This window comes from Mycobacterium sp. DHQP2018-32-09, assembly GCF_058148405.1.
The window spans coordinates 1-405 of the sequence record NZ_JBYVYK010000181.1 but is presented as its reverse complement, the minus strand read 5'-3'; the positions used below and the strand labels follow the sequence as shown (position 1 = coordinate 405).

General features: G+C 62.0%; 1 pseudogene. It reads right to left on the bottom strand.

Annotated features, from left to right (window positions below):
* Positions 1-405: pseudogene (locus tag AC30CM_RS27250) on the bottom strand (GNAT family N-acetyltransferase); the annotation flags it as partial.

Here is a 405-nt window from a genome sequence, read left to right as displayed (position 1 = left end):
TCTCGATCCGTACGCCTTCAGGCACAGTCACTTCCGGGATAGGTTGAGCCAGGTCGCGTTCCAGCTCATGCCACCACCTCACCGACTCATAGCCGTTGCGGTGGAACAATTCAATTGTCCACACAGCGTGCTCCTCGGCGCTACCAGCCAGCCAGCCGGGCAAGCATTCATCCGATTCCGCAAGGTGCTGCAGTCCCCGCTGTTCCTGCCACCGCAGCACACTGGACCCAATTCCTTCGCCGCGCCGCTCGGGATGCACGGTGCCATCCAACGTCACCCACACGACTGTTTCGTGGCCGGATTTCACGGTCGCCGATCCGAAGGCCACCACTCGGCCCGATGAGTCGACGGCGATGACCGAGTCCAGCGCCGGATCGAAATCATCGTCGTCGAACTCCTCCTCCA